Origin of the sequence: Pseudomonas umsongensis (assembly GCF_002236105.1) — a bacterium.
Classification (GTDB): domain Bacteria; phylum Pseudomonadota; class Gammaproteobacteria; order Pseudomonadales; family Pseudomonadaceae; genus Aquipseudomonas; species Aquipseudomonas umsongensis.
In genome coordinates, this window is sequence record NZ_NIWU01000003.1 from 670,283 (window position 1) to 691,160 (window position 20,878).

Annotated in this window: 18 protein-coding genes; 16 read left to right on the top strand and 2 right to left on the bottom strand. The window is 60.4% G+C overall.

What is annotated here, in order from left to right; all coding sequences use genetic code 11:
* Nucleotides 1-60: 60 nt before the first annotated feature.
* From PSUM_RS19685 to PSUM_RS19695, 3 genes are read left to right on the top strand one after another with little or no spacing between them, the layout of a single operon-like run.
* Complete coding sequence (locus PSUM_RS19685; protein ID WP_033045299.1) at nucleotides 61-1,080, top strand: aminoglycoside phosphotransferase family protein; 1,020 nt, start codon at nucleotides 61-63, stop codon at nucleotides 1,078-1,080.
* The gene (murU, locus tag PSUM_RS19690; RefSeq protein WP_020798805.1) at nucleotides 1,077-1,748 is read left to right on the top strand and encodes an N-acetylmuramate alpha-1-phosphate uridylyltransferase MurU; all 672 of its coding nucleotides are present in this window, start codon (nucleotides 1,077-1,079) and stop codon (nucleotides 1,746-1,748) included. Before PSUM_RS19685 ends, murU begins: the two co-directional genes overlap by 4 nt.
* Before the next feature lies 1 nt (nucleotide 1,749).
* Nucleotides 1,750-2,517, top strand: coding sequence for a TerB family tellurite resistance protein (locus PSUM_RS19695; protein WP_020798804.1), 768 nt, complete (start codon nucleotides 1,750-1,752; stop codon nucleotides 2,515-2,517).
* A gap of 44 nt (nucleotides 2,518-2,561) precedes the next feature.
* On the opposite strand, the gene PSUM_RS19700 is transcribed toward PSUM_RS19695, so the two are convergent.
* On the bottom strand, nucleotides 2,562-3,554 hold the full coding sequence (locus PSUM_RS19700) for an alpha/beta hydrolase family protein (RefSeq protein ID WP_083349811.1): 993 nt from the start codon (nucleotides 3,552-3,554) through the stop codon (nucleotides 2,562-2,564).
* A gap of 73 nt (nucleotides 3,555-3,627) precedes the next feature.
* On the opposite strand from PSUM_RS19700, the gene PSUM_RS19705 reads away from it, so the two are divergent.
* The 10 genes from PSUM_RS19705 to trpE all read left to right on the top strand — a co-directional run bounded on the left by PSUM_RS19705 (nucleotide 3,628) and on the right by trpE (nucleotide 15,895).
* Complete coding sequence (locus PSUM_RS19705; protein WP_020798802.1) at nucleotides 3,628-6,027, top strand: PAS domain-containing sensor histidine kinase; 2,400 nt, start codon at nucleotides 3,628-3,630, stop codon at nucleotides 6,025-6,027.
* The gene (locus PSUM_RS19710) at nucleotides 6,028-6,657 is read left to right on the top strand and encodes a response regulator (protein WP_020798801.1); all 630 of its coding nucleotides are present in this window, start codon (nucleotides 6,028-6,030) and stop codon (nucleotides 6,655-6,657) included. It abuts the gene before it with no gap.
* Nucleotides 6,658-6,910: 253 nt separating this feature from the next.
* Nucleotides 6,911-8,035 (top strand): ABC transporter ATP-binding protein, encoded by a 1,125-nt coding sequence (locus PSUM_RS19715; protein ID WP_008061578.1) that lies wholly within the window; start codon nucleotides 6,911-6,913, stop codon nucleotides 8,033-8,035.
* A 48-nt stretch (nucleotides 8,036-8,083) separates the two neighbouring features.
* Nucleotides 8,084-9,127, top strand: coding sequence for an ABC transporter substrate-binding protein (locus tag PSUM_RS19720; protein ID WP_020798800.1), 1,044 nt, complete (start codon nucleotides 8,084-8,086; stop codon nucleotides 9,125-9,127).
* 192 nt (nucleotides 9,128-9,319) lie between these two features.
* Nucleotides 9,320-10,567 carry an ABC transporter permease gene (locus PSUM_RS19725; protein ID WP_020798799.1) on the top strand — a complete coding sequence of 416 codons (1,248 nt, stop codon included), beginning with the start codon at nucleotides 9,320-9,322 and terminating at the stop codon, nucleotides 10,565-10,567.
* Between the two features lie 12 nt (nucleotides 10,568-10,579).
* Nucleotides 10,580-11,404: an ABC transporter permease gene (locus tag PSUM_RS19730; RefSeq protein WP_008061581.1), complete on the top strand. Its 825-nt coding sequence runs from the start codon at nucleotides 10,580-10,582 to the stop codon at nucleotides 11,402-11,404.
* 221 nt (nucleotides 11,405-11,625) lie between these two features.
* A complete protein-coding gene (locus PSUM_RS19735; RefSeq protein ID WP_083349810.1) occupies nucleotides 11,626-12,774 on the top strand; it encodes an iron-containing alcohol dehydrogenase in 1,149 nt (382 codons plus the stop codon).
* A gap of 80 nt (nucleotides 12,775-12,854) precedes the next feature.
* Nucleotides 12,855-13,529 (top strand): ribulose-phosphate 3-epimerase, encoded by a 675-nt coding sequence (gene rpe, locus PSUM_RS19740; protein ID WP_033044299.1) that lies wholly within the window; start codon nucleotides 12,855-12,857, stop codon nucleotides 13,527-13,529.
* Nucleotides 13,526-14,344: a phosphoglycolate phosphatase gene (locus tag PSUM_RS19745; RefSeq protein ID WP_033044298.1), complete on the top strand. Its 819-nt coding sequence runs from the start codon at nucleotides 13,526-13,528 to the stop codon at nucleotides 14,342-14,344. The genes rpe and PSUM_RS19745 overlap by 4 nt, the downstream gene beginning before the upstream one ends.
* A gap of 69 nt (nucleotides 14,345-14,413) precedes the next feature.
* Nucleotides 14,414-15,895 (top strand): anthranilate synthase component I, encoded by a 1,482-nt coding sequence (gene trpE / locus PSUM_RS19750; protein ID WP_083349809.1) that lies wholly within the window; start codon nucleotides 14,414-14,416, stop codon nucleotides 15,893-15,895.
* A gap of 178 nt (nucleotides 15,896-16,073) precedes the next feature.
* Here the strand turns inward: trpE and estP are convergent, their stop codons facing one another.
* Nucleotides 16,074-17,981, bottom strand: coding sequence for an esterase EstP (gene estP / locus PSUM_RS19755; protein ID WP_083349808.1), 1,908 nt, complete (start codon nucleotides 17,979-17,981; stop codon nucleotides 16,074-16,076).
* 406 nt (nucleotides 17,982-18,387) lie between these two features.
* On the opposite strand from estP, the gene PSUM_RS19760 reads away from it, so the two are divergent.
* Genes PSUM_RS19760 through trpC form a run of 3 tightly spaced genes read left to right on the top strand, consistent with a single transcriptional unit; the run spans nucleotide 18,388 to nucleotide 20,873 of the window.
* Nucleotides 18,388-18,981 (top strand): aminodeoxychorismate/anthranilate synthase component II, encoded by a 594-nt coding sequence (locus PSUM_RS19760; protein ID WP_020798793.1) that lies wholly within the window; start codon nucleotides 18,388-18,390, stop codon nucleotides 18,979-18,981.
* Between the two features lie 9 nt (nucleotides 18,982-18,990).
* A complete protein-coding gene (gene trpD / locus PSUM_RS19765; RefSeq protein WP_020798792.1) occupies nucleotides 18,991-20,040 on the top strand; it encodes an anthranilate phosphoribosyltransferase in 1,050 nt (349 codons plus the stop codon).
* The gene (gene trpC, locus PSUM_RS19770) at nucleotides 20,037-20,873 is read left to right on the top strand and encodes an indole-3-glycerol phosphate synthase TrpC (protein ID WP_020798791.1); all 837 of its coding nucleotides are present in this window, start codon (nucleotides 20,037-20,039) and stop codon (nucleotides 20,871-20,873) included. Before trpD ends, trpC begins: the two co-directional genes overlap by 4 nt.
* Nucleotides 20,874-20,878 lie beyond the last annotated feature (5 nt).

Sequence of the window (20,878 nt, forward strand, 5' to 3'; positions counted from 1 at the left end):
AAGATGCTGGATAATAAAGCATGACCCGCTTGACGGCTAGCGCCGTCGGAGACCCTTGCAATGCCTGACCAAGATATACGTTTGCAACACCTGAAAGTTTGGCTCGATGAGCAATTGGCAATTCTTTTTGCACAACATGGATGGGGTGCCGTACCCCCGGCCACGTTGACTGCGGCAAGTAGCGACGCGAGTTTTCGGCGCTATTTTCGGTGGGAGGGTGCAGGTCAAAGCTTGATCGTGATGGACGCACCTCCGCCCCAGGAAAACTGCAAGCCTTTCGTGGATATCGCTTTTCTGCTGGCGAAATCCGGGATAAATGTGCCGAAAATCTACGCCGAAGACCTTGAGCGCGGATTTCTTTTGCTCAATGACCTGGGCAACCAGACCTACCTGGACGTGATCGACAGCGAAAACGCCGACAATTTGTTCAACGATGCCCTGCAAGCGCTACTGGCGTTCCAGCAATTGCCGATGGTTGCGCCATTGCCGAGTTACGACGTGGCGCTGTTGCGACGCGAGCTGCAATTGTTTCCCGAGTGGTACGTCAAGCATGAGTTGGGCGTCGAGTTCGATGCGGCGCAGCAAGTGCTCTGGCAGCAGGTCAGCGATCTGTTGATCGACAGTGCCCTGGCCCAGCCGAAGGTCCTGGTTCATCGCGACTACATGCCACGCAACCTGATGCTCAGCGAACCCAACCCGGGCGTGTTGGATTTCCAGGACGCCGTCTATGGTCCTGTCACCTATGACGTAACCTGCCTGTTCAAGGATGCCTTCCTCAGTTGGCCCGAGGAGCGCGTGCGCGGCTGGCTGGAAAATTACTGGCAGCAAGCGGCTGCGCTGGACATTCCGGTGCAGCCAGACTTCGAAGACTTCCTGCGCGCCAGCGACCTGATGGGCGTGCAGCGTCACTTGAAAGTGATCGGTATCTTCGCCCGCATTTGCCACCGCGACGGCAAACCGCGCTACCTGGGCGATGTACCACGCTTCTTTGCCTATATAGATGCAGTGATTGCGCGTCGTCCTGAACTGGCTGGGCTGGATGTATTGCTGGCCAGCCTGCGTGCCGGAGTGACCGCATGAAGGCGATGATTCTGGCGGCAGGCAAGGGCGAGCGCATGCGTCCCTTGACCCTGACCACGCCCAAGCCGCTGGTGCGCGCCGGTGGCGTGCCGCTGATCGAGTATCACCTGCGAGCCCTGGCGGCGGCAGGTTTTACCGAGATCGTGATCAATCATGCCTGGCTGGGCCAGCAGATCGAAGACTATCTGGGCGATGGCTCGCGCTACGGCGTGAGCATTCGCTACTCGGCCGAAGGTGAACCCCTGGAGACTGGTGGCGGAATCTTCCGCGCCTTGCCTTTGTTGGGTGACGAAGCTTTCCTGGTGGTCAACGGTGACATCTGGACCGACTACGACTTCAGCGTGCTGCATCAACCCATTACCGGGCTGGCGCATCTGGTGCTGGCCGACAACCCACCCCATCATCTCGCCGGAGACTTCAGCCTGAGCGACGGCCAGGTCCGGGACGGACAGCCGGACACCGCAACCCTGACCTACAGCGGTATTGCCGTGCTGCATCCACAGTTGTTCGATGGCTGCTCGGCAGGAGCGTTCAAGCTCGCGCCGCTATTGCGCAAGGCTATGGCAGACGGGCTAGTGAGCGGCGAACACCTGAGGGGGCATTGGGTCGATGTCGGCACTCACGAGCGCCTGGCCGAAGCTGAAACCCTGATCGAAGCGAGCCGCTGACATGCTGTGGCCAGGGACGCTGATCGGAACCGGAGTGGGGTTTGCCATCGCCAGCATTCCGGGAGCCATGCTTGGCGCCTTGTTGGGGCAGGTGCTGGATCGGCACCTGCACCTGCAAAGCCTGGCGCATTTGCGCGAAAAGCTCGGAGGGCGATCTGTCCTGCGCAACGACGAGTTGTTGTTTGTGTTGCTGGGACGCCTGGCCAAGTGTGATGGACGGGTCGTGGAGGGGCATATCCAGCAGGCTCGCGCGGAGATGCGTGCCTTGGAAATGTCCGAATCGGCACAGCGCCGGGCGATTGCCGCGTTCAATCGTGGCAAGTCGGGCAGTGACCGGTTGCGTGGCCATTTGCGCAGGCTAAGGTCTCAACCCTATGCGGCAGAAGGGGTCTTGCGCGCTTGTTGGCGGATGGTTTGGGCTGATGGGCATGCGGGCAATCGCGAGCGTGAGCTGCTCTTTCAGTGGGGTAATTGGCTGGGGTGGTCCGAACGGCAGGTCAGGGCGTTGGCGGCCGATTACGAGCCACAGCATCGTCCGTTGGTCAGCAGCGTGACAACCTATCAGGACGCTTTGCGGCTGTTGGGTGTAACTGCCACCAGTGAGCCCGCCCAGATCAAGCGCGCCTATCGACGCCTGCTCAGTCGTCATCACCCGGACAAGATTGCCGGCAGTGGTGCAACGGCGTCGCAGGTTCGAGAGGCCACCGATAAGACGCGCGAGCTGCACAACGCCTATACGTTGATTCGTCAACGGCGGGACTTTCGTTAGCAGCGAAGCGTTGCGTCGCCCCGAAAATGGGGCGACTCAGTCCATCAGTTCGACGCATTCTGCGGATTCAACCAGCCCCGCACCCGGCGCACCAATTGTTCCTGTTGTGTCTTGTTATTGCCTGGCAAAGCCTTGAGCGAGACCTGGCTGAAGGCCGAAGTCTTCAGGCGTTTGCTGGCCTGCAGGCGGGCCAGCGCCGCGTTGCGGTCCAGCGGCTTGTCCATATAGAAGAAGTCGACGGTGGGCAGCTTGAGGGTTGGCGCGAGTTCGTCCAGTTCAGGGGCCGCTGTGTTCGGTGTCTGCGCGGCGACCATGACGAAGCGCTCGACCTGCGCCGTCTGCCTCTCGCTCAAATACCGCGCAGCCCAATAGGCGCCCGTACCATGCCCCAGCAGCACCATGCTGCGAGCACTTTGCTGTTCAGCAAAAGCGATGGCTGCGTCGATGCGGGCGAAGATTCGCTCGGCGTCAGCCTTGCTCTGCTCGTCAGGCGTTTCGGCGACGGCCTTGTCCGCCACCTCGGCTTCGCCGCCCGCGGCCTGTTCGATGGGCGCTGCGGTGGTCGAGTCTTTGCTGCCGACGTCTGGCGCTTTGGCTGCTGGAGTGGCTTGCACCCCGCGCGGCGTCATGGCTTCGCTTTGCAAATCAGGCAGGGTGATACTCAGGCTGCTCCATTGGGCATCCGGTAATTGGCGGCGCAGCGGACCGATTGCTTGCGGCCAGTCAACGGTTTCGCCAGCGCCAGGAATGATAATGACCGCACCTTTGGGGTCGGCGGTATTGGCCGCCTTCCACAGGGCCAGGAACGTATCGGAGCCTGCTTGCAATTGCTGTTGTTCCTGGCGCGGAATTTTTCGCTCCAGTGCAATGGCTTCTTCCTGACTACGCTCAGGCAACGGCTGGCGTTCGAGTGGTTTTGTTTCGGAGGGGGGTTCTGCCGCGGCAGGCGTCGGGTCGGCTGCTTCAACGGAAAAAGCCCATGGCAGGACCAGCGACAGGCACAATGCTGGCAGTGCCAGGCGGTAGACAGGGAGCATTGGATATTCCAGGCCAGAAGTTATTCCGGCAGCCTAATGGGTTGGTCAGTTTTTGTCAGTGTGTGAGAGTTCGATGATGCGTTTTCGCTGCCTGTGGGTTATCGGCTGTTTGTGGTTGCCCTTGATGGGCTGGGCGGCGGCCGCGCCACCGGCGCATGTCGCGCCATTGTCGGCAGGCCAGCAACAGTGGTTGGCGCAGCAGGGCGGTTTGCGGGTGGGACTGGTGTTGCAAGCGCCCTACGCCCAGTACGACCGCCGCTTGCAGCGCCTGTCCGGGGTCAATGTCGAGCTGATGAAGTGGCTGGCCAAGTCGCTCAAGGTCGAACTGAGCTGGCGCAACTTTCCCGATCTCGAGCAATTGGAGGCGGCCGCTCGCGCCGGCGAAATCGATCTCGCCCCGGGGCTGACCCAGACTCCTGGCGGCCTGCGCCTCTGGCAGTTTTCCGATCCGTACATGCGGGTGCCACAGCTGGTGGTCAGCGACCAGAAAAGAACTGGGGCGGTTGAGCTGGAAAAACTCGACAGCCAAACCCGCGTCGCCGTGCGCATGCCCAGTGCCACCGCCGACTACCTGCGTGGAAACTATCCGCATTTGAACCTGCAGGGTGTACCGGCCGAACGCCAGGCCTTGCAACTGTTGCTAAGCCAGCAAGCCGCCTACGCGGTGGTCGACGAGGCACAATTGGGGCGCCTGTCCGTTGAACCTGAGTTCTCCGGGCTGGTGGTGGTCGGTGATATCGGCTTGCCACAGCTGCTGCGGGTGGCCACGCGTCGCGACCTGCCGGAGCTGGCCGGCATTGTCGAAAGCGCGCTGCGGGCGATCCCGGCGAAGGACCTGGAGGCGCTGCACAACCAGTGGCTGCAACCCAAGTACCCGCGGCTCACCGAATCCCCGGGATTCTGGCAAAACCTCTGCCTGCTGCTGTTGGTACTGGCGCTCAGCGCCATGGCCATCGTGTTCTGGCAACGACGCCAGCAGCACAGTCTGGAGCAACGACTGGCGGCGGCGCAGGCAGACATTGCCCTGCGTGCCGCCAGTGAAGAGGCCCTGCGGCTCACGCAGTTTTCCATCGACCAGAGTACCGTCGGCATTCTCTGGGTGAATTGGGACAGCCACGTGCGCTACGCCAACCGCGCTGCCGAAACCATGCTGGGCTATCCGCCCGGAGGGATTATCGACCGGCCATTGATCGAGTTCGAACCCGAACTGCACATGGATCGCTGGTTGAACCTGTGGAAGCGCGCCAGGGCCAGCGACGACGCGCCGCAAAGTTTTGAATCCAATTGCCTGCGGGCCGATGGCAGCATCCTGCCGGCCGATGTCTCCCTGAGTTTTTTGCGCTTTCGCGATGGCGAGTACCTGGTGGTCTACCTGACCGATGTCACTGAACGTCGTCGCGCCCTGGCGGCGTTGCAGGAAAGTGAAGCACGCTTGCAAGGGATCGCGGCGAATGTGCCGGGCCTGGTCTTTCGCCTGGAACGGGCGCCGGTGACCGGCCAGATCGACTTTGCCTACATCAGTGAGGGCAGCGAGAGCCTGGTGGGTTACTCGCCAGCGACCCTGGCCCATCGTGACAAAGGCCTGCGCAGCCTGGTGCATCCGGACGACAAGGCCAGCTATCACCAGACCCAGGATCGTGCGCTGGACACTGACAGCGACTGGTCCTGGCAAGGGCGGATCCTTACGCGTCAGGGGGAACAACGCTGGGCGGAAATCAAGGCGATAACCCGTCGACTCGAGGGCGGCGCCTACGTTTGGGATGGCATTGTCTGGGACATCAGCGAGAGCAAGCGCATCGAACTGGAACTGGCGAGCTCGCGTGAGCAACTGCGCGAATTGTCGGCGCACCTTGAAAGCGTGCGCGAAGAGGAGAAGGCGCGCATTGCCCGGGAAGTTCACGACGAATTGGGCCAGATGTTGACGGTGCTCAAGCTGGAAACGTCCATGTGCGAGCTGGCTTATGCGCAACTCGACCCCGGATTGAACGAGCGCCTGAACAGCATGAAGCGTTTGATCGCACAGCTGTTCCAGCTGGTACGCGATGTGGCGACGGCGTTGCGGCCACCGATCCTCGATGCCGGGATAGCCTCGGCCATCGAATGGCAGGCACGCCGGTTCGAGGCGCGTACGCAGATTCCGTGCCTGGTACAGGTGCCGGAAAACTTGCCCGTGCTCAGTGATGCCAAGGCCATCGGCCTGTTTCGTATACTTCAGGAAGCGCTGACCAATGTCATGCGCCACGCCCAGGCGCATACTGTCGAACTGACACTTACTCTTGAAGGCGACGAGTTGTGCCTGACCGTCAGCGATGATGGCGTAGGATTTGTCGCCGAAAGCGGCAGGCCAACATCCTTTGGGTTGGTCGGCATGCGCGAGCGGGTGTTGATCATGGGCGGGCAACTGTCCCTTGAGAGTGAGCCGGGTGAGGGCACGACCCTGACTGTGCGAGTACCCTTGGATAAGGAGACGTAAGTGATCCGTGTACTGGTTGCCGAAGACCACACCATTGTCCGCGAAGGCATCAAGCAATTGATCGGCCTGGCCAAGGACCTGCTGGTGGTGGGGGAGGCGAGCAATGGCGAACAGCTGCTCGAAACCTTGCGGCATGTGCCCTGCGAAGTGGTGCTGCTGGATATCTCCATGCCGGGTGTCAACGGCCTTGAGGCGATCCCGCGGATCCGTGCCTTGAACAATCCGCCGGTGATCCTGGTGTTGTCGATGCATGACGAGGCACAAATGGCGGCACGGGCCTTGAAAGTCGGTGCGGCAGGCTATGCCACCAAGGACAGTGATCCGGCGCTGTTGCTGACGGCCATCCGCCGGGTGGCAGCGGGAGGGCGCTATATCGATCCGGACCTGGCCGACCGAATGGTCTTCGAAGTCGGCCTGACCGATTCGCGGCCGCTGCACTCACTGCTCTCGGAGCGTGAGTTTTCGGTGTTCGAACGCCTGGCCCAGGGCGCCAACGTCAACGACATTGCCCAGCAACTGGCGTTGAGTAGCAAAACCATCAGTACCCACAAGGCGCGGTTGATGCAGAAACTCAATATCACCTCGCTGGCGGAGCTGGTGAAGTACGCGATGGAACACAAGCTCCTCTGAAAAACACCCCCACCCCCTGCGCGCGTCGCCATGTCCATTTGCGACATGCCTGATCAACCGCTATTGCTCGTTCTTGCGGCGTGCAGCTCACCGCTCGCCGCTGCGCTTGCCAAAGCGCGCCATCCTTGTAGGGCAATCCCTACCCCCAGCCTTCCATATGGCTGAGGCGATTCTCTCTTGCCCCCCGATTTGCGCAGGTCCCAGCGTCCACTAGGCTTAGTCCACAGCAGTCATCAACAACAAAGGTGTGGGTATGAGCCAGGTCGATTCAAGCGCAGGGGCCAATGATGTTCTGGTCAGCTTTCGTGGAGTGCAGAAGAGCTACGATGGCGAGAACCTGATCGTCAAGGACCTCAACCTGGACATTCGCAAAGGCGAATTCCTCACCTTGCTCGGCCCCTCAGGCTCCGGCAAAACCACCAGCCTGATGATGCTCGCCGGTTTCGAAACTCCGACAGCAGGTGAGATCCTGCTGGCCGGACGCGCCATCAACAACGTGCCGCCGCACAAGCGTGACATCGGCATGGTCTTCCAGAACTATGCGTTGTTCCCGCACATGACGGTTGCCGAGAACCTGGCGTTCCCTCTGACTGTGCGCGGGCTGAACAAAAGCGACGTCAGCGATAAGGTCAAGAAAGTCCTGAGCATGGTGCAGCTCGATGCCTTTGCCCAGCGTTATCCGGCACAACTGTCCGGTGGCCAGCAGCAGCGCGTGGCGCTGGCCCGCGCACTGGTGTTCGAGCCGCAACTGGTGCTGATGGACGAACCCCTCGGCGCACTGGATAAACAGTTGCGCGAACACATGCAGATGGAAATCAAGCACCTGCACCAGCGTCTGGGTGTGACCGTGGTCTACGTGACCCACGACCAGGGCGAAGCCCTGACCATGTCCGACCGTGTGGCCGTTTTCCATCAGGGCGAGATCCAGCAGATCGCGCCTCCACGTACGTTGTATGAAGAGCCGAAAAACACCTTCGTCGCCAACTTCATTGGCGAAAACAACCGTCTTAACGGCCGTCTGCACAGCCAGACCGGCGACCGTTGCGTGGTCGAACTGGGCCGTGGTGAAAAAGTTGAAGCCCTGGCGGTGAACGTCGGCAAGACCGGTGAACCGGTGACCTTGTCCATTCGCCCGGAACGCGTGAGTCTCAATGGCTCCAGCGAGTCTTGCATCAACCGCTTCTCGGGACGGGTAGCGGAATTCATCTATCTGGGCGACCACGTCCGGGTTCGCCTGGAGGTCTGTGGCAAGACCGACTTCTTCGTGAAACAACCGATTGCCGAGCTCGATCCTGCGCTCGCGGTCGGTGACGTGGTTCCGCTTGGCTGGCAGGTCGAACACGTTCGCGCGCTCGATCCCATTCTAGAGGCGAACTGATCGCCCCGGCTTCAACAACACAAACCCTGCACGTGGAGAGAACAATAAATGTTGAGATCCCTGAAATTCACCGCTCTGGCACTGGGCATGATGGGGGCAGCAAGCGCAATGGCAGCTGGCCCGGACCTGACCGTGGTGTCCTTTGGCGGGGCGAACAAGGCGGCGCAGGTCAAAGCCTTCTACGCACCGTGGGAAGCGGCAGGCAACGGCAAGATCGTGGCGGGCGAATACAACGGTGAGATGGCCAAGGTCAAGGCCATGGTCGACACCAAGAGCGTGTCCTGGGATCTGGTAGAAGTCGAATCACCAGAACTGTCCCGTGGTTGCGACGAAGACATGTTCGAGCAACTCGACCCGGCCCTGTTCGGCAAGACCGAGGACTACGTCAAAGGCGCTATCCAGCCATGCGGCGTAGGCTTCTTCGTGTGGTCGACCGTGTTGGCCTACAACGCCGACAAGCTGAAAACCGCGCCGACCAGCTGGGCGGATTTCTGGGACACCAAGCAATTCCCAGGCAAGCGAGGCCTGCGTAAAGGCGCCAAGTACACCCTGGAGTTCGCACTGATGGCTGACGGCGTTGCGCCAAAAGACGTCTATAAAGTGCTGGCCGGTAAAGATGGACAGGATCGCGCGTTCAAGAAACTCGACGAACTCAAGCCCAACATCCAGTGGTGGGAAGCTGGCGCACAACCGCCGCAATACCTCGCTTCCGGTGACGTGGTCATGAGCTCGGCCTACAACGGCCGCATCGCCGCCGTGCAGAAAGAAAGCAACCTGAAAGTGGTGTGGAACGGCGGAATCTACGACTTCGACGCATGGGCCATTCCAAAAGGTCTGGATGCCAAGCGTGCAGAAGCGGCGAAGAAATTCATCGCCTTCTCGGTACAACCACAGCAGCAGAAGACCTACTCGGAAAACATCGCCTACGGCCCAGCCAATACCCAGGCCGTACCGTTGCTGGCCAAGGATGTCCTGAAGGACATGCCGACCACCCCGGAAAACATCGCCAACCAGGTACAGATCGACGTCAGCTTCTGGGCTGACAACGGCGAGCAACTGGAACAGCGCTTCAATTCCTGGGCTGCGAAGTAAGACCGCAGCGCGGGCTTATGCTGTAGGAGCTGCCGAAGGCTGCGATCTTTTGATCTTCAGCGGTCTCTAAGCCGCCAAAAGATCGCAGGCTGCGCCAGCTCCTACAGGGGCCAGTGAATGGTTCAAGAACATTGATGTAATGCGGCATCGCGCTGTTTGATGCCGCCCATCCAAAGATTTCCGGAGTACGCCATGGCTATCGCCGTTCCCGTGAACGCGGGCACTGACCCCACCTTGAAGCAGCGGCTCAAGCACGCCGAGCGGGTCAACCGCTGGAAGGCCCAGGCGTTGATCGCGCCGCTGGTGCTGTTCCTGTTGCTGGTGTTCCTGGTGCCAATCGTGGCGCTGCTCTACAAAAGCGTGGGTAACCCGGAAGTGGTCGGTGGCATGCCGCGCACCGTGGCGGCCATCGCCAGTTGGGACGGCCGAGGCCTGCCTGCCGAACCGGTCTACAAGGCGGCCAGCGAAGACCTCGCCGAAGCGCGCAAGAATCAGACCCTGGGCGATTTGTCCAAGCGCTTGAACATGGAGTTGGCCGGCTATCGTAGCCTGCTGACCAAAACCGCCCGCGCCTTGCCGTTCGCCGGTGAACCGGCCTCTTATAAAGAAGCGCTGGAAGGTCTCGACGAGCGCTGGGGTGACCCGGCCTACTGGCAAGCCGTACGCCGCAATACCAGCAACATTACGCCGTACTATCTGCTGGCCGCGGTCGATCACCGCATCGACGACCTCGGCGAAATCGCCCCGGCCACCCCGGACCAGGCGATCTACCTCGACATCTTTGCCCGAACTTTCTGGATGGGCCTGATCATCACCGTGATCTGCCTGGTACTCGCGTATCCCCTGGCTTACCTGTTGGCGAACCTGCCATCGCGCCAGAGCAACCTGCTGATGATTCTGGTGCTGCTACCGTTCTGGACCTCGATCCTGGTTCGGGTTGCCGCGTGGATCGTATTGCTGCAATCGGGTGGCTTGATCAACAGCGGCCTGATGGCCATGGGCATCATTGATAAGCCGCTGGAGCTGGTGTTCAACCGCGTCGGTGTCTACATCTCGATGGTGCACATCCTGCTGCCGTTCATGATCCTGCCGATCTACAGCGTGATGAAAGGCATCTCGCCGACCTACATGCGTGCGGCGATTTCCCTGGGGTGCCATCCATTCGCCAGCTTCTGGCGGGTGTACTTCCCGCAAACCTATGCCGGTGTCGGCGCCGGTTGCCTGTTGGTGTTCATCCTCGCCATCGGCTACTACATCACCCCGGCGTTGCTGGGCAGCCCGAACGATCAGATGGTCAGCTACTTCGTCGCCTTCTACACCAACACCAGCATCAACTGGGGCATGGCGACCGCACTCGGTGGCCTGTTGCTCCTGGCGACCGTGGTGCTTTATCTGATTTACAGCTGGCTGGTGGGCGCCAGTCGCCTGCGCCTGAGCTAAGGGGAGAATGAAATGCTGAGTCCTTATATGTCGCCCATCGAGCGGGTGTGGTTCTACAGCTTGCGGATTCTCTGCGGCTTGATTCTGTTGTTCCTGATCCTGCCGGTGCTGGTGATCATCCCGCTGTCGTTCAACTCCGGCAGTTTCCTGGTGTACCCGCTGCAAGGCTTCTCGCTGCAGTGGTATCACGACTTTTTCGCCTCGGCGGAATGGATGCGCGCCCTGAAGAACAGCATCATCGTCGCGCCGGCCGCTACGGTGCTGGCCATGGTGTTCGGTACGCTGGCGGCCATCGGCCTGACCCGTGGCGACTTCCCCGGTAAACCGCTGGTGATGGCGCTGGTCATTTCGCCGATGGTGGTGCCCGTGGTGATCATTGGTGTGGCCAGCTATCTGTTCTTTGCGCCGTTGGGCCTGGGCAACAGCTTCTTTTCGCTGATTGTGGTGCATGCGGTGTTGGGCGTGCCGTTCGTGATCATCACCGTGTCGGCGACTTTGCAAGGGTTTAACCAGAACCTGGTGCGCGCGGCGGCCAGCCTCGGCGCTTCGCCGCTGACGGCGTTCCGTCGGGTGACTTTGCCGTTGATTGCGCCCGGGGTGATTTCCGGTGCTTTGTTTGCCTTCGCCACTTCCTTCGATGAGGTGGTGGTGACGCTGTTCCTCGCCGGCCCCGAGCAAGCGACTTTGCCACGGCAGATGTTCAGCGGCATCCGCGAAAACCTCAGCCCGACCATCGCCGCCGCCGCGACGCTGCTGATCGCCTTCTCGGTGATCCTGCTCCTGACCCTGGAGTGGCTGCGTGGGCGCAGCGAGAAACTGCGTACTGCGCAGGTCTAAAACTTCACACCGATCCACTGTGGGAGCGAGCCTGCTCGCGAAAGCGGAGTGTCAGTCGACTCAAATGTCGAGCACTCAGCCGTCTTCGCGAGCAGGCTCGCTCCCACCGTTGTTTTTGTGCTGATTCGCGAGCATGGTTCATTCACTACCTGAATATCAGCCAACCCTCAAACCCCAGCTACTCTTGTGCCCAGCTCCCACATCCATAAGAGGCTGCGCACATGAGTCTTTCCTCCTTCAAGATCGCCCACAAACTGATCACCGGCGCAGCGGCCATCGAGCAGTTGTCCGTCGAGCTGATGCGCCTGGACATCGACCACCCGCTGATCGTCACCGACGCTGCCTTGGTCAAGTCCGGCACGGTAGAGCTGGCGCTGGCCCAGCTTGGGGGGCGCACTTATGAGATTTTTGACCGGGTGTTGCCGGACCCGGAAATCGCCATCGTCGAAGACTGCATGCGCGTTTATCGCGATGGGGGGCATGACGGCTTGATTGGCCTGGGCGGTGGGAGTGCCATCGACATCGCTAAAAGCGTGGCGGTCTACGCCGGTTACCACGGCGCCCTCGAAGATTTGTTCGGGGTTGACCAGGTGCCACGCAAAGGCCCGCCACTGATCGCCATCCCCACCACGGCCGGCACCGGTTCGGAAGTCACCAACGTGGCGATCCTTTCCGACAAGGTCGCGCAGTTGAAGAAAGGCATCGTCAGCGATTACTTGTTGCCGGACGTGGCATTGGTAAGCCCGCAGATGACGCTGACTTGTCCGCGCGGGGTCACGGCGGCCAGCGGCGTCGATGCGCTGGTGCATGCCATCGAATCCTATCTGTCGGTCAATGCCTCGCCGATTACCGACGCCCTGGCCATCGGCGCCATAAAACTGATCGCCAAGGCGCTGCCCAAGGTCTACGCCAACCCGTCCAACCTGCAGGCCCGTGAAGACATGGCCACCGCGAGCCTGATGGCGGGCATGGCATTCGGTAATGCCGGGGTGGGTGCGGTGCATGCGCTGGCGTATCCCTTGGGAGGGCGCTTCAATATCGCCCATGGCGTGAGCAATGCCTTGCTGCTGTCCCATGTCATGACCTGGAACAAGATGGCCTGCATTGAACGCATGCAGGATATCGCCGAAGCCATGGGGGTGAGGACGGCTCATCTGAGCGCCAATGAAGCGGCCGACAAAGCTGTAGAGGCCATGACCGCGTTGTGCGCGGCGGTGGAAATCCCCCAAGGCCTGCGCAGTGTCGGGGTTCCCGAGGATGCGATTGCGGCGATGGCCGTGGAGGCAGCGGGGATCGAGCGCCTGATGCGCAACAATCCGCGCCGGTTGAGTGCTGTCGATATCGAGAAAATCTACCGGGCGGCCTACTGATCATCGCGCTTTCGGTGCGCGGGCCAAAGCATGAGGTATACAATGCGCGCCATCGTGATTCTGCTCAGAAAAGGTGCGTCATGCAGCCCTTCGTAATTGCTCCGTCGATTCTTTCCGCCGACTTCGCCCGCCTGGGCGAAGAAGTGGACAACGTCCTGGCCGCCGGCGCCGACTTCGTGCACTTCGATGTCATGGACAACCACTACGTGCCGAACCTGACCATCGGCCCGATGGTCTGCTCGGCGCTGCGCAAGTACGGCGTGACCGCGCCGATCGACGCGCACCTGATGGTCAGCCCGGTGGACCGCATCGTCGGTGACTTCATCGAAGCCGGCGCGACCTACATCACCTTCCACCCGGAGGCTACCCAGCACATCGACCGCTCCCTGCAACTGATCCGTGAGGGCGGTTGCAAGTCGGGCCTGGTGTTCAACCCGGCAACGCCGCTGGACGTGCTCAAGTACGTGATGGACAAGGTCGACATGATCCTGCTGATGAGCGTCAACCCGGGCTTTGGCGGGCAAAAGTTCATCCCTGGCACCCTCGACAAGCTGCGTGAGGCGCGGGCGCTGATCGACGCGTCGGGTCGTGACATTCGCCTGGAAATCGACGGTGGCGTCAACGTGAACAACATTCGTGAAATCGCTGCGGCAGGTGCTGATACCTTCGTTGCTGGTTCGGCGATCTTCAATGCACCGAACTACCAGGAAGTGATTGAAAAAATGCGTTCCGAACTGGCGCTGGCCCGCCCATGAGTGGCTTTGAGCAGCTGTTTCCCGGAACCCTGCCTCGACTGGTGATGTTCGACCTGGATGGCACCTTGGTCGACTCGGTCCCGGACCTGGCGGTGGCGGTGGACAAGATGCTGCTCAAGCTCGGTCGAGCACCGGCCGGTATCGAAGCGGTGCGTGAATGGGTGGGTAATGGCGCGCCGGTGCTGGTGCGCCGTGCCCTGGCCGGCGGTATCGACCACTCGAAGGTCGATGACGCCGAGGCTGACAGCGCGCTGGAGATTTTCATGCAGGCGTATGCCGATAGCCATGGGTTGACCGTGGTCTACCCCGGTGTGCGCGATACCCTTAAATGGCTGCAAAAGCAGGGCGTCGAGATGGCGCTGATTACCAACAAGCCGGAGCGCTTCGTCGCGCCGCTGCTGGATCAGATGAAAATCGGCCGATATTTCAAGTGGATCATTGGCGGCGACACCCTGCCACAGAAAAAACCCGACCCGGCTGCGCTGTTTTTCGTAATGAAGATGGCCAATATCCCGGCCTCGCAATCCTTGTTCGTCGGCGACTCGCGCAGTGATGTACAGGCGGCGAAAGCGGCGGGGGTCAAGTGCGTGGCCTTGAGCTACGGCTACAACCACGGCCGGCCGATTGCCGAAGAGTCACCGGCACTGGTGATCGACGACCTGCGCAAGCTAATTCGCGGTTGCCTGGACCCGGCCGCTGAGATAACGTTGGCCGACGCTGTCCAACCCCCTTCTGGAAACGCCATCGTGGTGGTCACTCGCAAACTCTGGATGAAAGTCATCAAGGCCCTGGCCCGCTGGCGTTGGCGCGCCTGACTGATCCTTGCCGGTTGTCCGGCGCGTTTGCATACCTGACTGTTTGATCCTCAAGCCACGAGGCACCTCATGATCCGCGAAGAATTCCTGCGTTTGGCCGCTGCCGGCTATAACCGCATCCCGCTTGCTTGCGAAACCCTGGCCGACTTCGATACGCCGCTATCGATCTACCTGAAACTGGCCGACGAGCCCAACTCCTATTTGCTGGAGTCCGTGCAGGGTGGCGAGAAGTGGGGTCGTTACTCGATCATCGGCCTGCCGTGCCGCACCGTGCTGCGGGTGCACGACCATCACGTCAGCGTGACCATCGACGGTGTCGAGACTGAAAGCCACGGTGTAGAAGACCCACTGGCCTTCGTCGAAACCTTCAAGGCCCGTTACAACGTGCCGACGATTGCCGGTTTGCCGCGCTTCAACGGCGGCCTGGTGGGCTACTTCGGTTATGACTGCGTGCGTTATGTGGAAAAGCGTCTGGGCAAATGCCCGAACCCGGACCCGTTGGGCGTGCCGGACATTCTGCTGATGGTGTCCGACGCGGTGGTGGTGTTCGATAACCTCGCCGGCAAGATGCATGCAATCGTCCTGGCCGATCCGGCCCAGGAAGACGCCTTCGAGCAAGGCCGCACGCGCCTGGAAGAGTTGCTGGAAAAACTCCGCCAGCCAATTACCCCGCGCCGTGGCCTGGACTTCAGCAAGCAGCAGTCAGCCGATCCGGTGTTCCGTTCCAGTTTCACCCAGAACGATTACGAAAAAGCCGTCGACACCATCAAGGAATACATCCTGGCCGGTGACTGCATGCAGGTCGTGCCGTCCCAGCGCATGTCGATCGACTTCAAGGCAGCCCCCATCGATCTTTACCGAGCGCTGCGCTGCTTCAACCCGACGCCTTACATGTACTTCTTCAACTTCGGCGACTTCCATGTCGTCGGCAGTTCGCCAGAAGTGCTGGTGCGGGTCGAAGACAATCTGATCACCGTGCGCCCGATCGCCGGCACCCGTCCACGCGGGGCCAACGAAGAGGCCGATGTGGCACTGGAAAAGGACCTGCTGTCGGACGACAAGGAAATTGCCGAGCACCTGATGCTGATCGACCTCGGTCGTAACGACACGGGTCGCGTATCGGAAATCGGTTCGGTGAAACTCACCGAGAAAATGGTCATCGAGCGTTACTCCAACGTGATGCACATCGTGTCCAACGTCACCGGCCAACTGAAGGCCGGCCTGACGGCGATGGACGCACTGCGGGCGATTCTGCCGGCGGGCACCTTGTCTGGCGCACCGAAGATCCGTGCGATGGAAATCATCGACGAATTGGAACCGGTCAAGCGCGGTGTCTACGGCGGCGCCGTCGGCTACTTCGCCTGGAACGGCAACATGGACACCGCCATTGCGATCCGTACGGCGGTGATCAAGAACGGCGAGCTGCATGTGCAGGCCGGTGGCGGCATCGTTGCCGACTCGGTGCCGGCGCTGGAATGGGAAGAAACCCTGAATAAACGCCGCGCGATGTTCCGTGCAGTGGCCCTGGCGGAACAAACCCCGGACGCCTGAATTCGCCACTAACAATGTGGGAGCGAGCCTGCTCGCGAAGGAGCCGGCACAGCCAACTTTGATTTAGCCTGATCCACCGCTATCGCGAGCAGGCTCGCTCCCACAATGGCTTCACCAGCATAAAAAAAACGCGGCGCCCGTAAAGGCGCCGCGTTTTTTATGTTGGCTGTTTGCTTGATCAGAAGTCCAGCGCAACCCCAACGGAAATCCCTTGCTGGGTAAAGTCATCATCCTTGCGCAACGTATACCCGCCACGCAGCGCAAGATCGGCCGTCAACTTGTGGCTGATCCCCAGGCTCACGCGGTTCAAGTGGCTCTGCGGTGTATAGCCAGCAAGCGTGAAATCGAGTGACGGCAAGCTATTGAGGGCGATGTTCACCTTCTGTACGTCATCTTCATACTCACGCTCGTAGGCATATTCGCCAAACACCTGGGTCTGCGAGGTGATCTGATACTTACCCTGAAGCCCGGCACCGAGACGTTTCGAATCGCGTTTCTGATCATCAAAGGTCAGCGCCGTGGAGCGACTGGTATTTTCCGAATAACCGTCGACTTCCACTTTGGCGTAATCGGCACTGATGAACGGCGACAGGTGCCATTCACTGCCCGGCTGCGCAATGTCATAGCCCAGGCGTGTGCTGAATGCCCAGAGATAGCCATCGGTGTCGCCTTTCTCCGCACCCTCACCCGCGCCTAGATCAAATTTGCGTTTGAGATTGTCGTAATCCAGCTTGCCGCCGGTCAATGCGGCATCGGCCCACCACCGGTTCTGCTGGAATTGGGCGAATGCCGTGGCCAGGTAGCTGTTGAGCTTGTAGTCCGAATCGTTATTGCCTGCCTCCAGATTCTGACGATAGAAGCCTGCCGCCACACCTACTCGCCAGGCTTCATTGAGGCGATAGCTGCCGCCAATGTTCAAGCTGTAGCCGTTGCCATCGGCATCGGCGCCGCTGCTTTGATGGTCCACATCGAGGTGCTGGCCGCCCCCGGCCACAATGGCCCGCCATTGGCCGACCGCCTGCCAGCTTTCCCAGTCGGATTGCCATTGGCTGCGCAGTTCATCCTGATGCGCGCGTAGCGTGGCGTGGGCCATTTCCGGCAGCAGCGTCAGTTCCCAGGGTGCAGCGAGTAAGGAATAGGCGTAGTCGGACACCAGCTTTTGCCCGGCTTCGGTCGGATGAACCCCGTCGTTATAAACCAGCTTGCTGGGGTCGGGGGTGGCGCTGTTGATGCCAAAGGCGGCGTTTTCGGTGCAGCCGTCGCCGCTGAAGCAAGTCGCGGTCAGGTTCTGCCCGGTGGCAAAACCGAATCGCGCGGGATCGGCGAAGGTTTCCTGCAGCAACAGTGGAATGTTCAGCGGGATGATTTCGGCATCGATGCCCGCCAGTCGAGTGACCAGTTGCCGGTTGAAGGCCGCGCTCAGTTGCGAGGTCGGTCCCTGCAGAGGGCTGCCATTGATGGCAGGGGTCAAGCCCAGGTCAGGCAACAGCCAGACCATGATGTAGCGGGCGCCGGCTGTTTGCAGAACCTGAACGCTGTTGGCCAGTCGGTCCGCCGCGGCATTCGCCTGGGCGCCACTTTGCACACGTCCCTGAAGAAAGTCGTTACCGCCGCCGGAGAGGTAATACAGCGCGTTCGGATCGGCGCGGAAGTTGTTGGTCGGCAAATAGCCCGCTCGTGCACGTTCGCCGGTGGCGGATAACGTGGTGATTGAATCGAGGATCTGGTCGGTGCGGTAGCCGCCGACGGCCCAGTTGTTACCGTCTGGCAGGCCCTGGACGGCGCGTGCGGCTGAAGTCGAAGCGGCAGTCTGGTCCGCTGAGAAGCCAAGCCTGCCCCCGAGCAACTGGGTTGAGTTGGCGGAATAGACTTCGCCACTGCCGTCCTGATAAGTCGGCCCTACCCGGTTGGTGAAGCGCAGAGTCGAACCGGGAGGGCCGCCCGCGTCGGTAAACTGCCCCGCATCGTTGAGGCTGTCACCGAAGACGATGAAGTTGGAGTAAGGATTGGGCGCCGCAATCGCCTGAGCGTAAGCCAAGGCGAGCAAGCAACCGGCAAGCGGTGCAAACAGCGTCTGTCTGATCATGAGCAAGTCCGTTTGTTTCTTGTTTTAGTGGGGTAAACGACAGTGCCAAAAAACTATAGAGCCTCATGCCATTCGGCGCGAACTTGCCGAATGTTTCACTTGCTTCGATCGCCCCATATTGCACGCTCTGCCCAGCTAAGTTACTGTGCCAAGACGTATAAATGAGACCTTCCCCGTGTTGATCGTCAGCAAACTCCTGGATCAAGTCATCAAGGCACACGCCCGCTGGCGTTGGCGCGCCTGAATCCTTCTGCCGGCCCGACCGGATCTTTACCGCTTTGCCTTCTTTACCCGTCAGACACACCGCTTTGCTGCGCGAATCCAGCGTCCGCCAAAGTGCAGGACGCTGCGGGTAAATCATTCGAAGGCTGAATCAAGTCAGTGAATTCAAGAGGTTCTTAACGCCATGTTGCTGATGATCGATAACTACGACTCTTTTACCTACAACGTTGTGCAATACCTTGGTGAGCTGGGCTCCCAGGTCAAAGTCGTGCGCAACGATGAACTTACCGTCGCCGAAATCGAAGCCCTCAATCCTGAGCGCATCGTCGTTTCTCCCGGTCCTTGCACTCCAACTGAAGCCGGCGTCTCGATTGATGTGATCAAGCATTTCGCCGGCAAACTGCCGATCCTCGGTGTCTGCCTGGGCCATCAGTCCATCGGCCAGGCCTTTGGTGGCGATGTGGTTCGCGCGCGCCAGGTCATGCACGGCAAGACCAGCCCGGTGTTCCATGAAGACAAAGGTGTCTTCGAAGGCCTGAACATGCCGCTGACGGTTACCCGCTATCATTCATTGATCGTCAAGCGCGAAACCCTGCCTGATTGCCTCGAGCTGACCGCCTGGACCCAACTGGAAGATGGTTCGGTCGACGAGATCATGGGCCTGCGCCACAAGACCCTGAACATCGAAGGCGTGCAGTTCCACCCTGAGTCGATTCTTACCGAACAGGGACACGAGTTGTTCGCTAACTTCCTCAAACAAACCGGCGGCACGCGCTAAGGACCTTTCATGAACATCAAGACAGCCCTGGGCCGTATCGTCGAACAGCTCGACCTCAGCACCGATGAAATGCGCGACGTGATGCGCGAAATCATGACCGGGCAATGCACGGACGCGCAGATCGGCGCGTTCATGATGGCCATGCGCATGAAGAGCGAAAGCATCGACGAAATCGTCGGCGCGGTGTCGGTCATGCGTGAACTGGCAGACACGGTCGAACTCAAGACCCTCGACGGCGTGGTCGATGTGGTCGGTACTGGCGGTGACGGTGCCAACATCTTCAACGTGTCGACTGCGTCATCCTTTGTGGTCGCGGCGGCCGGTTGCACGGTGGCCAAGCACGGCAACCGCGCGGTCTCGGGTAAAAGCGGCAGTGCCGATTTGCTGGAGGCAGCCGGCATCTACCTGAACCTGACCCCGGTCCAGGTGGCGCGCTGCATCGATAACGTCGGCATCGGCTTCATGTTTGCCCAGACTCATCACAGTGCCATGAAATATGCCGCCGGCCCGCGCAAGGAGCTTGGCTTGCGCACTCTGTTCAACATGCTTGGCCCGCTTACGAATCCGGCCGGTGTGAAACATCAGGTAGTGGGTGTATTCACCCAGGCGTTGTGCCGGCCGCTTGCTGAAGTGTTGCAGCGTTTGGGCAGCAAACATGTGCTGGTGGTGCATTCGAAGGATGGTCTGGACGAATTCAGCCTGGCAGCACCGACCTTTGTCGCGGAACTGAAAAACGATCAGATCACTGAATATTGGGTCGAACCGGAAGACCTGGGCATGAAAAGCCAGAGCCTGCATGGCCTGGCGGTGGAAAGCCCGGCGGCCTCCCTGGAGCTGATTCGCGACGCCCTGGGCAAGCGAAAGACCGAAAACGGTCAGAAAGCTGCCGAGATGATCATGCTCAATGCTGGTGCCGCGCTGTACGCGGCTGACCATGCCAGCAGCCTGAAAGAAGGCGTTGCCTTGGCGCACGATGCGCTGCACACCGGCCTTGCTCGGGAAAAACTCGAGGAACTGGGTGCGTTTACCGCGGTATTCAAAGTGGAGAATGAGGGATGAGTGTACCGACGGTTTTGGAAAACATTCTGGCGCGCAAAGCCGAGGAAGTTGTCGAGCGTAGCGCTCGCGTCAGCCTCGCCGAGCTGGAAAGTCTGGCCAAGGCGGCCGATGCGCCCCGTGGTTTTGCCAAGGCTTTGCTGGCTCAGGCCAAGCTGAAAGAGCCTGCAGTCATTGCTGAAATCAAGAAGGCTTCGCCGAGCAAAGGCGTGATCCGCGAGAACTTCGTTCCTGCCGATATTGCCAAGAGCTACGAGAAGGGCGGCGCGACCTGTCTGTCGGTGCTTACCGATATTGATTATTTCCAGGGCGCTGACCTGTACCTGCAGCAGGCCCGCGCGGCGTGCACACTGCCGGTCATTCGCAAGGACTTCATGATCGATCCGTACCAGATCGTCGAAGCCCGTGCCCTTGGCGCCGACTGCGTGCTGTTGATCGTCTCCGCGCTGGACGACGTGAAAATGGCCGAGCTGGCGGCCGTGGCCAAAAGCGTCAACCTTGATGTGCTGGTGGAAGTCCACGATGGCGATGAGCTGGAGCGGGCCTTGAAAACCCTCGACACGCCGCTGGTCGGCATCAACAACCGCAACCTGCACACCTTCGAGGTTAGCCTGGAAACTACCCTCGACCTGTTGCCGCGTATCCCGCGAGATCGTCTGGTGATCACTGAAAGCGGCATCCTCAATCGCGCCGATGTCGAGTTGATGGAAATCAGCGATGTCTACGCGTTCCTGGTTGGCGAGGCGTTCATGCGCGCCGAAAATCCGGGCACTGAACTGCAACGACTGTTCTTCCCTGAGCGCGGCATTCCTGTCAGCGGTTCGACTCTCGACTGAAAAGC

Bases quoted from the DNA above. Each gene is read 5' to 3' on its own strand.
- PSUM_RS19685 (WP_033045299.1), top strand. From the start codon at position 61: ATGCCTGACCAAGATATACGTTTGCAACACCTGAAAGTTTGGCTCGAT.
- murU (WP_020798805.1), top strand. From the start codon at position 1,077: ATGAAGGCGATGATTCTGGCGGCAGGCAAGGGCGAGCGCATGCGTCCC.
- PSUM_RS19695 (WP_020798804.1), top strand. From the start codon at position 1,750: ATGCTGTGGCCAGGGACGCTGATCGGAACCGGAGTGGGGTTTGCCATC.
- PSUM_RS19700 (WP_083349811.1), bottom strand. From the start codon at position 3,554: ATGCTCCCTGTCTACCGCCTGGCACTGCCAGCATTGTGCCTGTCGCTG.
- PSUM_RS19705 (WP_020798802.1), top strand. From the start codon at position 3,628: ATGATGCGTTTTCGCTGCCTGTGGGTTATCGGCTGTTTGTGGTTGCCC.
- PSUM_RS19715 (WP_008061578.1), top strand. From the start codon at position 6,911: ATGAGCCAGGTCGATTCAAGCGCAGGGGCCAATGATGTTCTGGTCAGC.
- PSUM_RS19720 (WP_020798800.1), top strand. From the start codon at position 8,084: ATGTTGAGATCCCTGAAATTCACCGCTCTGGCACTGGGCATGATGGGG.
- PSUM_RS19725 (WP_020798799.1), top strand. From the start codon at position 9,320: ATGGCTATCGCCGTTCCCGTGAACGCGGGCACTGACCCCACCTTGAAG.
- PSUM_RS19730 (WP_008061581.1), top strand. From the start codon at position 10,580: ATGCTGAGTCCTTATATGTCGCCCATCGAGCGGGTGTGGTTCTACAGC.
- PSUM_RS19735 (WP_083349810.1), top strand. From the start codon at position 11,626: ATGAGTCTTTCCTCCTTCAAGATCGCCCACAAACTGATCACCGGCGCA.
- rpe (WP_033044299.1), top strand. From the start codon at position 12,855: ATGCAGCCCTTCGTAATTGCTCCGTCGATTCTTTCCGCCGACTTCGCC.
- PSUM_RS19745 (WP_033044298.1), top strand. From the start codon at position 13,526: ATGAGTGGCTTTGAGCAGCTGTTTCCCGGAACCCTGCCTCGACTGGTG.
- trpE (WP_083349809.1), top strand. From the start codon at position 14,414: ATGATCCGCGAAGAATTCCTGCGTTTGGCCGCTGCCGGCTATAACCGC.
- estP (WP_083349808.1), bottom strand. From the start codon at position 17,981: ATGATCAGACAGACGCTGTTTGCACCGCTTGCCGGTTGCTTGCTCGCC.
- PSUM_RS19760 (WP_020798793.1), top strand. From the start codon at position 18,388: ATGTTGCTGATGATCGATAACTACGACTCTTTTACCTACAACGTTGTG.
- trpD (WP_020798792.1), top strand. From the start codon at position 18,991: ATGAACATCAAGACAGCCCTGGGCCGTATCGTCGAACAGCTCGACCTC.
- trpC (WP_020798791.1), top strand. From the start codon at position 20,037: ATGAGTGTACCGACGGTTTTGGAAAACATTCTGGCGCGCAAAGCCGAG.